We start from the raw sequence: 12,921 nt of genomic DNA, 5'->3' as shown, positions 1-12,921 counted from the left end.
TATTTTTAATATTAGTGATTGATTGGGGTATCGGTCATGGTAAATGTGAGGGTACCACCTTGTATGATGTCTTGATGATGGATAGAAAGTCCGGTAATCGGTTTTCCATTCCATTCAACCGATTGTACATATCTATTTTCTTTTGAAAGTCCTTTAGCTTCCATAGTAAAAGTCTTATTGGCAGGTAGTGTAAGCGACACTTTGGATATCTGTGGAGCGCCTAATATATATTCTCCACCTACCGGATTAACGGGATAGAAGCCCATAGCGGAAAAAATGTACCAAGCAGACATTTGTCCACAGTCATCATTACCGCATAGCCCATCCGGTTTAGGTAGGTAGAAACGGTCGAAAATTTCCCGAATAAGAGCCTGTGTTTTATCTTTCCTATCAGCATAGCTATATAGATAAGCTACATGATGACTAGGTTCATTACCATGTGCATATTGTCCGATTAATCCGGTAACATCACCTACAAAGCCGTCGCTTTTTACTTGTGTGTCTAGAAAAAACAAAGAATCTAACTTAGTGACGAAATATTCTTTGCTACCCATTAGCTCAATCAGACCTTTAATATCGTGTTGCACATGCCAGGTGTATTGCCAGGCATTTCCTTCGGTGTAGTCACCACCGGAGGTATAGGCATGGGAGAGGAGGAATGTGTCGAACGGGGTACGCCACTGACCTTTGGAGTCCTTTCCTCGCATGAGTTTGGTTTCCATATCATAAAGATTCTTATAATAATTGGCCCGTTGGGAAAAATATGCATAATCTCCATCTTTTCCTAAAGTTTTAGCCATTTGGGCCACACAATAATCATCATAGGCCGACTCCAATGTACGAGATACAGATTCTACAGTAACGATATCGAACGGATAATATCCAAAATTGTTATATGTTTTCCAATCAGAATTCAGATGACTTTTCATTGATGTTTCGCGGATGGCTTGATAAGCATTCTCAACATTAAATCCATTGAAACCTTTTAGATAGGCATCTACGATAACGGGGATAGCGTGGTTGCCTATCATACAGTAGTTTTCTTTACCCCATAAGGTCCAAATTGGTAAAAAACCTTGAATATTAAAATGACTAATCATACTTTGTATCATTCCGTCCACTCTTTCGGGGGTTAATAGGGTATAGAGTGGATGTGCTGCACGATAAGTATCCCAGAGGGAAAGGGTGGAATAATAATCTCCAATGGTAGCAGTATGAATTTTATCGTCTATTCCCCGATACTTCCCATCTGTATCAGCTATGTTATTAGGCTGGACAAACAGATGATACATAGAAGTATAAAAATTTATTCTTTCGGTGTCTGTACCAGTTACATGCGCACGGGATAAAAGTTCGTTCCATTGTTTCTTAGCAGCTTGTTTGACTGTCGTAAAGTCCCAATTGGGACTCTCTTTTTTCATTGAAGTCTGTGCGCCGTCTACACTTACAGTAGAAAGAGCGACTTTTACTTGTACGGTCTCTCCAGGTTTTGTATTAAAGGAGAGCAGGAGACGTTTAGCCTTTTCGCCTTCAAATGCCGGAAGTTCTTCGCTGACGGTATAGGGTTTGTCAAACTGAATTACATAATAATAGTGACGTTGTACCCAAGCTCTGACCTCGTTATGCCCGGTTATGGTATAGGAATCGGGCATAGAGATTTCTGCTTGCAATACACGGTCTTTTATTTTGTCCTTGTTCCCTACCAATCCTCTTTGTAAATCAAGGAGAATATGTGGATCATGACCTTTGAATGTGTACCGATGAAAGGCAGTACGGGCAGTTGCGGTAAGTTCCACATTTACATTGGCACCGGTCAAGGTAACAGCGTAATAACCAGGAGAAGCTTTTTGAGTGGCTCTATTATAGGTACTTCTATATGTGCCTTCTTTTACTTCTCCACAGAAAGGAAACATTAGAATATCTCCCAAGTCGGGTACACCTGTACCGTTGAGGTGGGTCTGGGCAAATCCCTCGATGAATTCGTCGTCGTAATTAAAGCCCGAGCAGTATCGCCAAGAGCCAACACCTGATTCGGGACTGGCTTGTATCAATCCGAAGGGTACACAAGCACCGGGAAAGGTATGTCCATTGTCAGCATTTCCTATAAAGGGATTGACATATTGTGTATAATCCGGTGTTCCTTTTATGTAACCGGAATAGGAACATAGCATACCTATCAACAGAAAATAAAATATATTTTTTTTCATAAGCGGTATTAAAGATGGAGTCTAAAAGTTTATTCTAATTTTTTTTGAACGCAGCTGCACAGATTACATGGATTCCTTTTTCAGAAATCCACATAATCTATGTAATCTGTTGCTGAAATTAGATTAATAATCAGTATTCTGCTTATAGAATCCTGGTTTTACATCTATCTGACTCATTGGTATCGGGTAGAGATAACGACCATCCTGAATATTCGATTGGCTTGTACCATCAGGATTACTATACCTATTGAATTTAACGGAAATACGATTTTTCCATTCTCCCCATCGTACAATATCAAACCATCGTACACCTTCACACATTAATTCGAGTCTACGTTCATTCTTTACCGCATTCAACACATCGGTTGCACTGGTTACCGTGAGCTTGTCTGCTCCTGCTCTTCCCCTGATTTTATTTATAATAGCCAACGCCTCAGTGGTTTGTCCTTTACTAACCAATATTTCAGCATACATCAACATAATATCTTCAAGGCGAATGACCGGAAAGTTGTTGGGCCAGTCGTTGAAATTAATCATGGTGTTTTCAATATTCGTTTCAAAACCTAATGCTGCTCTCTTGTGTAAGGAGTCGAAGTATTTGTAGAACATCGACTTTGTTTGTACAGTCTCTACCTTTCCATCCGGGAGGTTCAATGTGTCGGTTGTATTAGAGTAAGCCGGATAGTTGGCTTCAGCTTCATATCCAGTAAGGATGGAGAAGTCAATTCCTCTTAAGTCTTTCTCGCCTGTGTTTTTTTGTACTTTATCAAATTCATACATCAATGTCTTCTCAATATAAATTTCATTGACGAAAATAGAGATTTTCGTGAATGATGGTGGTACTGATGGCAGCATCTGATAAACAACTCGATTACCAGTACCTCCTGTCCGATGTTGTACTGCGAATATACTGTATTTGTTATTGTATTCTGATGACCATTGTTTACGCCACTCGTCAATGTCTGGCGCCCAGTACTTGTCACCATTCTGTTCTGAGTATGTAATCACGGAATTCAATTCTTCTTCAGCTAGGGCTTGGGTAGAAGGATCGTTCAATGGGAATCCAGCCATGGTCATATATACCCGTCCAAGCATTGCACGAGCCACCATATGATTAGCCCGTCCACTGGTACCGATTAAATTACCACTTCCATCTCTCATTTCATTCTCTAAGGGTAACAATGATTTAGCTTGTTTCAGATCGGGAACAATAATCTTATCATATATCTCACGGGCAGTAGATTGTTTCGTATTCAGTACATCGGCCGGTGCCATCACTTTATCAATAATGGGAACATTTCCAAAAGAACGTACCAACTCAAAATAAGCCCAGCCCCGCAGAAAATGAGCCTCACCCATAAATTGGTTTCGTAAAGCTTCATCTCCTTTGAATTCGGCATTTGGTAATTTCTCCAGTGCTGCATTTGCATTATAGATGAGTCTATACCATAAATTCCAAACCGTATTAAAAGTACCAAGGTCATAACCAGCGCGGAATGTCCCGATTTCCGAATATTCACGGAAACCACCGGGAGTAGGATTTACCCAAGTATTATCTGAACGGCATTCGGACATAAACCAATACTGATTCACTGGAATGTCTACTAAACGGGTATAAATTCCCACTATCCCCTGGTCGGCTTGTGTAGCTGTTTCATAGAATGTATTGGGCGTCAATATACCTTTGGGAGGAACATCCAGATCCATACATGCAGTAAATGTGAGAGCAATGAAATATATGACGAACAGTATATAATCTTTCAGTATTCTTTTCATAATCTGTTTTTTTATAGTTAAAAATTAACATTGATGCCAAACATAATTGTTCTTGCTAAAGGATAACTTCCATAATCAATACCCAGGCTGGTACCACCTGCATTAGCTGATTCGGTATTGTAGCCACCATAATAATTATCCCATTTAGCCAAATTCTCAATAGAAATGTATGCTCTTGCATAAGGTATTATGGTAGGACTAACTGGCAGTTTATAACCCAAAGTCAGATTTCTGATTCTTATGTAATCTGATGAATACAACCAGCGTGAGTCTACCGTTCCACCTGTGGTGCTACTTAATGCATAAGGAACTTTTCCGTTACCAGGTTCATCTTCCGACCACCAGGCATCTCTCCAATGCCCCAATGTATTGCTATTAGGCCCTTTGTACGGTCTATCTATTTGACGTCCAATGAATCCACCAATTTTACCACCGGTTTGCGCTGTGACCAGTATGGATAAATCGAAGTTCTTGTATTGGAAGGTATTAGTCATTCCATATGTAAACTTAGGAGTTGGTGTACCTAGATAATCGCGGTCATTTTCTTTATCGAAAACGCCGTCATCATTGACGTCTCGGTAGCGAATATCACCAGGCTTAATGGCTTTTCCTTCCAGCGTAACCTGTTTTCCTCCGTGGGCAGCACTATAATCATCAATTTCTTTTTGTGACATCCATACGCCAATGGCATCGTACATATAAAATATATGAGCAGGTTTGCCAACCATCAATACATTTGTTGGATTACTACTGTCGAAACCTGAATAGATAGGAGTGTCTGACACACCCAATTTCTTTACTTCATTGGTGTTGTATGACAGATTGAAAGAAGTATTCCATTTGAAGATTCCATCCATATTTACGGTTGAGAGTTCAACCTCAAAACCTTTGTTTTGGATATTACCCAGGTTACCCCATGTAGTGGTGAATCCAGAAGCTCCAAAAGTAGGTATCTGATACAAGAGATCTTTTGTTTCTTTGGTATACCAGTCAAAAGAAACTTGGACACGATTCTTCAAGAAAGCAAAATCCAAAGCAATGTCGGTACTGTGTGTCTTTTCCCAACTTAAGTCACTATTTCCTAACGAAGTAGCGATATAGCCTACCTGGTCACCATACATAGAGGACCCCATAGCAGCATAAGCAGCCGATTGGGTAATGGAATTATTTCCAGTAACTCCATAGCTGGCTCTTAACTTAACCATATCTATCCATTTCAAATTCAGATTTTTGAAGAATTTTTCATCGGATAGTTTCCATGCACCCGAGAATGCAGGGAACACTCCCCATTTATTGTTCAAACCAAATACAGAACCTCCATCATATCTTAAACTTCCCGAGAAAAAATACCGTTCCAAATAGTTGTATTGCATACGTCCGAAATAGGAAACTTGCCGTTTAGGAGTTTGAGCAGTCACCGTATTTGTCCTCTGGTTAAGTTGTGCACCGTTAAACACATCTGTAATTGCATCGTTAGGGAAAGGACCACCAAAATTTTGACTGGTGACAAAACCTTTATTCGACTCTTCTGCAGAAACTCCAAACATAGCACTGATCCCATGCTTATCAAAGGTTTTATCATAATTGGCCAAAAATTGATACATATAACCTATCCGACGGTCTGTATCATACGAAGCCGAAGAACTTACACCTTCACCTGATGCCCATGTAGGACTGACATCTGAAAAATTATAAGTATGATACGAATTATCATAATAATTGAGCGAGGCCAACGCTTCCAGTTTCAATCCAGTGATCGGCTCTAAACGTACAAAAGCATTACCTAACATGCGAATAGCCTCTTGCTTTCGGATATTCCTTTTCATACGAGCAATTGGATTTTGATAGGCGTAAGTCCATGGATAATTGGCATTTGGTTCAATATTTGTATCATAACCAACCCCTTCTGGCGAAATAGGGCAAACGGAAAGTATGACATGAGAATAAGAGTCTTTTCCATGTATCATTCCCGTTCCTTTTCTTTTGGTGTAAGTAGGTGCAATCAATAACCCAGCCGATAAATATTTGTTTATTTTAGATTCAATATTTGTTCTGAAACTAAGCCTTTCATAACTGGTTCCTACTGCCAATCCTTCCTGATTCAGGTAACCGGCAGAGAAAAAGTAGTTAGTAGCTTCAGTGCCTCCTGATAAGTTTATATTATAGTCTTGGATAGATGCATTTCGATAGAATTCGTCTTGCCAGTCAAGAAAGCTAAGGCCTTCGCTGTTTTTTTGGTAAGTATGTGAATTTTTGACACTTTCATCCATGTAATTAAACCAGCGGTCGTCCAATATGACCAGATAATTGGGCTTACTGATATCACCGCCTATATTTTTCATACGCACATCATTAGGATCACTAATAGAGGCGGTAATTCCTCTGTCTTTGGCGAGTGATAAATAATAGGCATCATTAAATCTGATATAGAATTCCATGAATTCTTTTGCATCAAACATGTCAATCTTCTTTTCCAAAGACTGGATACCATAATTGGCCGTAAAACTAATCCGAGGCCTTCCGGTTTTTCCTTTTTGAGTGGTTACAATTACAACTCCATTGGAGCCTCTAGAACCATATATTGCTGCTGACGCCGCATCTTTCAGTACTTCTATTGAAGAGATATCGGCTGGATTGATACTAGTAAGATCCGATACAGGCACCCCATCCACTACATATAAGGGATCTGAACTGGCATTAACTGAAGCTGCTCCTCGAATACGAATTTGCATATTTTCTCCTGGCTCTCCTGTAACAGTCCGTACATTTACTCCTGCCAAATTCCCTTGCAGAGCAGATTCTGCACGTGCCAAAGATCTTTCGCTTAAAGATTCTGTGTTCATACGAGATACAGCGCCAGTAAGTGAGCTTTTCTTTATTGAACCATAACCGATTACAACAACCTCATCCAGTTCTTTAGTATTTTCTTCAAGTGTAATGTTGAGTTGTCTGTTATCGCCAACACGTACTTCTTTTGTTTTGTATCCTAAATAAGAAAAAACAAGAATGTTTTCCGGATCAGAAATATTAAGTGAGTAAGCTCCGTTTATATCAGTGATAGTACCATTACCAGTTCCCTTTATTGTAATATTAACGCCAATTATAGGATCACCTAAAGCGTCTCTGACAATGCCTGTAAGTTTCCTTCCTATAGACTTGCTCTGTTGAGTTATTGAAGATATCCTAATTTCAGTCTGGTCAGGACTGCCCTTTTTTTTACGATGAAACACGATATGACGACCACGTATAGTATAAGAGAGATTTGTTTTAGCAGATATCTCGTCAAGAATTTCATATACGGTACTATTTTCCTTATTGACAGTTATCTTTTCTTTTTTATTGATTTCATCCGATTGATAAAAAAATAAAAACTCTGATTGTTTTTCAATTTCTCTTAAAACATTCTCAAGATTTTCATTCTGAACAATAATAGAAATATTTTTGTTTTGAGCATGCGTTCCTGCCATGACTTGTGGCAAAAATATAATTAATATAATGAAGGTGATTTTCATGACTTTTATGATTTTTTTTAGGTCAACTAAATCAACTATAGCTTGTTTATTCATATATTTGAACGTTTTAAATTAAACACTATTCCACGGCAAATGGAAGTTTATTTGAGACAGACTTTTTTTGGGAGGAAGGGAAGATTCGGCAAAAATCTTCTCTTCCTTTTTTGTAAGGTTAACTGCTATTCATATAGTATTAGTTTTTAAGATTAATTATTCACTTATCGTCACGCGTTGCTCGTCAATTTGATATTTTATCGGAATTGAAAGTTTAATGATTTCTAGTATGTCTTTCACCGTTTGTCCACGGTAGAATGTTCCAGTGAATTTCTCATTTTGTAGTTTGGGAGATTGAATATCAAATGTAATTCCGTACAAATGGCTTAATCTGTCTAGGATTACACCTAACTTTTGATCTGGGAAATAATAATAACCATCTACCCACGAAATATATAAAGATGCATCTACTTGGTATATCTTGGCAACTCGGGCTTTTTTATTGTATACAAATTGTTGGTTTGGAGTTAATATTATTGGTTTACTCATATTCTCGGCCGTTAATCGTACTGAACCTTCTAGAAGGGTAGTAGCAATTACTGAATCATTTGGATATGCCATAATATTAAATTTAGTACCCAAAGCCTCTACTTCTTGTCCACTAATCTTAACGATAAATGGACGAGATTTTTGTTTTGCTACATCAAAGGAAGCTTCTCCTTCAAGATAAACAATACGTTGCTTTTTTCCATAATCGGGTGCATAATAAAATTTGGTTCTAGAACCAATATTTACCAGTGTTCCATCTGGAAGGATTATTTTGTCTGCCTCAAGTCCGTCACCTCCAATATATTGAGCTATCATTAATTGCTGCTGCCCATCGTTCTGTATAATAAAAAAAGCGGAGGTGAGAATTATTGCGACAACAGCAATTGCAGCATAAGAACTTATTCGCTGCCATAAATTATATGTTTTGATTGATGTTTGCTCATGCTTTTTTTGTAAAAGACGTTGCCAGCTTTCATCAACATCTATCGTTTTGTTTTCAAATAAGCAAACATCATAAATGTTTTTGGCTTCGAAATATATTTCTTTATTCTTAGGATTTCGGTTTACCCAGTTATAAAATTCATCTTTTTCTTCTTTATCTAATGAGCCTTTCAGAAACCCTATTATAAGTTCGGAAATTGTACGATTCATATCTGCTTTTTATATATGAAACGAATGGCAGAGAAAAACTACTCATGCAAAATGAATTTATTTTTTAAAAGAAAATAAATAAGTAAATAAATGAAGAAGAAAGTGTTTTCCTTAAATGTAGTAATGTTCTATACAGTTGATTCTCAACCGTGCGAACGGATAGATTCAACTTTTCAGCAATCTCTACAGCTTTCATTCCTTCAATATAAGATAACCGGAATATCTCTTGTCTCTTTTCGGGCAATTCGCAAACTTTACTCATAATGTATTCCATCAAGTCCTTTTTCATAAATAAATCTTCGGCTTGATTGAAGAAATTCAGTTCGTCCAATTTAAGTTGTAGTGCTCTTTTGTCAATAATCTCATGTTCCAAACTCATTCGTCGCAGATGATCTATACAAGAATTCCTAACAGAAGTAAATAAGATGTTTTTGACCTCATTCTCTGGAAGCATAAATACTTGTTTATCCCATATTTTTAAAAAAGTATCATGAACAATATCCTCAGCAAAAAAAGAAGAAACAAATTTCTCTGCAAAACGCAATAACATAGGTACGTATTGAAGGTAAATCTCATGATAACGGTTCGACAATATGTTTTCTTTCTTCATTGTCAGATTGGTTGTATTACTTTATATTGTAGTGCTTTTAAGTATGCAAAAATATTATATATAAAGCAATTTACAAAAAAATATTGTTAATTAACGTATTTCAACTCCCATAATCTATTCCAAATTTACTGATCATAAATAGTTTTGGCAGTAAATAAAATGAATCCTTTGAAAAGTTTATCAATAGTTTATGGGGAAATACAATCTTGGACACACAAATAAATCATTCAAATATATAAGTATTATGTCTGACTGACACTGTCCTTTTACTGAATATAGTCCCTTCATCCTTACCCCAGAACATCCGATGGTCCTCACATATCCTTCTGTAATCCTCCAGTCCCAAGTGTGGAAAATTGATGGAGTACATGTCATGAAGGTCTTCGGCTGTAAGGTCCGAATCATAGTTCAGCATGTCATAAATCTCATCCTCGAACTCATAGGGGCTGAAATATGAACCACTCAGAAATGGGGACAGACACCGGTACAGTCCTCTATGGCATGTTCCACAAACCTCAGGCATTTCATCAGGTCCTTCTTTACTGTCACCTCCTCATCCGAATGGGCATTGTAGTAACCGCATGAGACGTTGATGCAGGAAAACTCAAGTCCTTTCTCTTTCAAGGTCAGGACATCGGTCATCAAGCCGTTCTCCTCCATGTAACCCCATTTTTCCGACTTAATCACTTCTATGAACCGATCGGAACACAAATCAGAATAACCTATGCTTGTAATCAGATCCGAATCACCTTTCCGGTCAGGCTGGATAACGAACCTCACATCATCAAAGAAAGACATCACCGCTTCCGAGCTTCCCCTGCATCCGGTCTCTTCCTCCCTGAAAAATACCACTTTAATGGAATCGTATTTCTTCAGGCATTCAAGGCAGATGAATACCCCGTTCTTGTCATCGGCACCCAAATTTTCAAACCTTCTGTTCTTTTCCACTGGGACTGTAGATACTATACAGCCTCTTCAACAATTGCGTATTCATGATTCATCTCTTTTTTAAGTTTATAACCGTATGGAAGATTGGGGCTCGGATTTACTTTATCAAATACATCTTCACCAAATTCCCATGCTTCCTCATTTTTATAATTTCATCCAATGTATAACTGTTCAACTCTACTCGCAAAGAGGCACACAGTTCTTGATAGCTCTTTATCAGTTCATTTACTTCATTGATTACACATTGGTTCTTTAGTTTAAATGTTCCAGTCAAGTCCTTTTCAGTCACAAAGATACTGGTAGATAAACGTTTTACCTTACGTTGATAAGTCACTCTAATTTTGACGTAAAATGTTCCATCCAATTTTCGCTCATTACGCATCACTTCTGCTTTGGATGTCAACATGTTACAGTTACTTTTAATTAATCAACTATTAATCAACAAGTACAGAAATTCACGCTAAATCCTTCATTTTTCACCCACTTCTTAAGGTTTTGGACATAAAAAAAATCCTCAACAATCTACTGATTATCAAGGATTTCTTTAGTGACCCCGGTGCGATTCAAACGCACGACCTTCAGAACCGGAATCTGACGCTCTATTCACTAAGCTACGGAGCCTTAATGCGGGGACAAAAGTATAAAAAATCCAGGCATATTCCTAATCATTTATCATTTTTTGCAGCAAACACTTCTGAGCAAGAATGTTATTTTGAGAGCTACTACAGGTTAACAAGAGACAAATTGCTCACAAATTCAGCAAATTTCGATGCAAATATAAATATTATACCTATATTTGCCGGACAAAAACATAGTATACACTTATGAGTTATCTGATAAAACCAGAGGGTTATAGCCCCTTATTGGACTTAAAACAAACAGAATTAGGAATCAAACAGATAAAAGAGTTCTTTCAATTGAACCTTTCGTCCGAATTGCGTTTGCGCCGTGTCACCGCCCCGCTTTTTGTACTGAAAGGTATGGGTATCAATGATGATCTGAATGGCGTGGAGCGTGCCGTATCATTCCCAATCAAAGATCTGGGAGACGCACAAGCCGAAGTAGTACATTCTCTTGCCAAATGGAAACGACTGACATTGGCAGATTATAATATTGAACCCGGATATGGTATTTACACCGATATGAATGCCATACGTTCGGATGAAGAGTTGGGAAACCTACACTCCCTTTATGTGGATCAATGGGATTGGGAACGTGTCATCACTACCGAGAACCGTAACGTAGATTTCTTAAAAGAAATTGTGAATCGCATTTATGCAGCCATGATACGTACAGAATATATGGTGTATGAAATGTATCCGGAAATCAAGCCTTGCTTGCCTCAGAAATTACACTTCATACATGCCGAAGAGTTACGCCAGCTCTACCCGGATCTGGAGCCTAAATGTCGCGAACATGCCATTACAAAGAAATATGGTGCAGTATTCATTATCGGCATCGGCTGTAAACTAAGCGATGGAGAAAAACATGACGGACGCGCTCCGGACTATGATGATTATACTTCAGAAGGTCTGAACGGTCTTCCGGGACTGAACGGTGACCTTTTATTGTGGGACGATGTATTGCAACGTAGCATTGAACTATCATCCATGGGAATCCGTGTAGACAAGGAAGCATTGCAACGCCAGTTAAAGCAGGAAAAAGAAGAAAAACGTCTGGAACTTTACTTCCATAAACGGTTAATGAGTGATACATTACCTTTGTCTATAGGCGGTGGTATAGGTCAATCACGCCTTTGTATGTTTTATCTCCGCAAAGCGCATATCGGAGAGATTCAAGCCAGTATCTGGCCGGAGGATATGCGTCAGGAATGTAAGGAACACAATATCTATTTGATTTAGTATTCTAAAAACAATAAGAAAAGGCAGGGATTAAAAAATTCATGCCTTTTCATTTATCCCCCACCAAAAGAAATAATATCAGCGCTATATTACAGAAATCGGATTAAAATTGTATCTTAGCGTCCGAAACTTTTAACACACAAAATTATGAATGTTCAGATAGAAGAAAGTTGGAAAGCGCGTTTGGAACCAGAATTTGAAAAAGATTATTTCCATACGCTGACGGATTTTGTACGGGAAGAATACACACACTATCCTATATATCCTCCGGGAAAGCTGATATTCAATGCTTTTAATCTTTGTCCATTCGACAAAGTAAAGGTGGTTATCATTGGGCAGGATCCTTATCACGGTCCCGGACAAGCGCATGGCTTATGTTTTTCCGTCAATGACGGAGTTCGCTTTCCTCCTTCACTGATTAATATATTTAAAGAGATTAAAGACGATATAGGCACTGATGCGCCTTCTACAGGTAATCTCACCCGCTGGGCCGAACAAGGAGTACTACTCCTGAACGCTACTCTCACCGTTCGTGCACATCAAGCAGGTTCTCACCAGAATCGCGGCTGGGAAACGTTTACTGACGCTGCAATCCGTGTTCTCGCCGAGCAGCGTGAGCACCTCGTATTCATCCTTTGGGGATCATACGCGCAGCGCAAAGGTGCATTTATTGACCGCAACAAGCATTTAGTACTGACTTCTGCACACCCTTCTCCCTTGTCTGCCTACAATGGTTTCTTTGGGAATAAGCACTTCAGCAGGGCAAATACATATTTAAAGGAACACGGAGAGCAGGAAATAGCGTGGTAAAA

8 protein-coding genes, 1 tRNA gene and 1 pseudogene are annotated in these 12,921 nt (G+C 38.5%); 2 read left to right on the top strand and 8 right to left on the bottom strand.

The genetic code is table 11. From position 1 onward, the window contains the following. Positions 1 to 11: 11 nt before the first annotated feature. The 8 genes and pseudogenes from HMPREF9447_RS15285 to HMPREF9447_RS15250 all read right to left on the bottom strand — a co-directional run bounded on the left by HMPREF9447_RS15285 (position 12) and on the right by HMPREF9447_RS15250 (position 10,868). Complete coding sequence (locus tag HMPREF9447_RS15285) at positions 12 to 2,207, bottom strand: GH92 family glycosyl hydrolase (RefSeq protein ID WP_009130650.1); 2,196 nt, start codon at positions 2,205 to 2,207, stop codon at positions 12 to 14. Between the two features lie 123 nt (positions 2,208 to 2,330). Continuing rightward, positions 2,331 to 3,983, bottom strand: coding sequence for a RagB/SusD family nutrient uptake outer membrane protein (locus HMPREF9447_RS15280; RefSeq protein WP_009130649.1), 1,653 nt, complete (start codon positions 3,981 to 3,983; stop codon positions 2,331 to 2,333). Positions 3,984 to 4,000: 17 nt separating this feature from the next. Then, a complete protein-coding gene (locus tag HMPREF9447_RS15275; protein ID WP_009130648.1) occupies positions 4,001 to 7,549 on the bottom strand; it encodes a TonB-dependent receptor in 3,549 nt (1,182 codons plus the stop codon). A 156-nt stretch (positions 7,550 to 7,705) separates the two neighbouring features. Further along, a complete protein-coding gene (locus HMPREF9447_RS15270; RefSeq protein WP_009130647.1) occupies positions 7,706 to 8,689 on the bottom strand; it encodes a FecR family protein in 984 nt (327 codons plus the stop codon). Between the two features lie 64 nt (positions 8,690 to 8,753). Continuing rightward, a complete protein-coding gene (locus HMPREF9447_RS15265) occupies positions 8,754 to 9,299 on the bottom strand; it encodes an RNA polymerase sigma-70 factor (RefSeq protein WP_009130646.1) in 546 nt (181 codons plus the stop codon). Positions 9,300 to 9,522: 223 nt separating this feature from the next. Next, a pseudogene (locus HMPREF9447_RS29330) lies at positions 9,523 to 10,241 on the bottom strand (hypothetical protein); the annotation flags it as partial. Between the two features lie 103 nt (positions 10,242 to 10,344). Continuing rightward, on the bottom strand, positions 10,345 to 10,653 hold the full coding sequence (locus tag HMPREF9447_RS28480) for a hypothetical protein (protein WP_009130643.1): 309 nt from the start codon (positions 10,651 to 10,653) through the stop codon (positions 10,345 to 10,347). Positions 10,654 to 10,795: 142 nt separating this feature from the next. Further along, a tRNA-Arg gene (locus HMPREF9447_RS15250) sits at positions 10,796 to 10,868 on the bottom strand. A 203-nt stretch (positions 10,869 to 11,071) separates the two neighbouring features. Here HMPREF9447_RS15250 and asnA point away from each other — a divergent pair. Both asnA and ung read left to right on the top strand, forming a co-directional pair. Continuing rightward, positions 11,072 to 12,109, top strand: coding sequence for an aspartate--ammonia ligase (gene asnA / locus HMPREF9447_RS15245; protein WP_009130642.1), 1,038 nt, complete (start codon positions 11,072 to 11,074; stop codon positions 12,107 to 12,109). A 147-nt stretch (positions 12,110 to 12,256) separates the two neighbouring features. Continuing rightward, a complete protein-coding gene (gene ung, locus HMPREF9447_RS15240) occupies positions 12,257 to 12,919 on the top strand; it encodes a uracil-DNA glycosylase (RefSeq protein ID WP_009130641.1) in 663 nt (220 codons plus the stop codon). Positions 12,920 to 12,921 lie beyond the last annotated feature (2 nt).

The sequence above is a fragment of the Bacteroides oleiciplenus YIT 12058 genome, from assembly GCF_000315485.1.
Lineage (GTDB): Bacteria > Bacteroidota > Bacteroidia > Bacteroidales > Bacteroidaceae > Bacteroides > Bacteroides oleiciplenus.
Note: the sequence above shows the minus strand (reverse complement) of the source record. Positions and strands in the feature narration are given on the sequence as shown.

Coding starts and splice junctions, on each gene's coding strand:
- HMPREF9447_RS15275 (WP_009130648.1), bottom strand. CDS start 7,549: ATGAATAAACAAGCTATAGTTGATTTAGTTGACCTAAAAAAAATCATA.
- HMPREF9447_RS15285 (WP_009130650.1), bottom strand. CDS start 2,207: ATGAAAAAAAATATATTTTATTTTCTGTTGATAGGTATGCTATGTTCC.
- ung (WP_009130641.1), top strand. CDS start 12,257: ATGAATGTTCAGATAGAAGAAAGTTGGAAAGCGCGTTTGGAACCAGAA.
- asnA (WP_009130642.1), top strand. CDS start 11,072: ATGAGTTATCTGATAAAACCAGAGGGTTATAGCCCCTTATTGGACTTA.
- HMPREF9447_RS15280 (WP_009130649.1), bottom strand. CDS start 3,983: ATGAAAAGAATACTGAAAGATTATATACTGTTCGTCATATATTTCATT.
- HMPREF9447_RS15270 (WP_009130647.1), bottom strand. CDS start 8,689: ATGAATCGTACAATTTCCGAACTTATAATAGGGTTTCTGAAAGGCTCA.
- HMPREF9447_RS15265 (WP_009130646.1), bottom strand. CDS start 9,299: ATGAAGAAAGAAAACATATTGTCGAACCGTTATCATGAGATTTACCTT.
- HMPREF9447_RS28480 (WP_009130643.1), bottom strand. CDS start 10,653: ATGTTGACATCCAAAGCAGAAGTGATGCGTAATGAGCGAAAATTGGAT.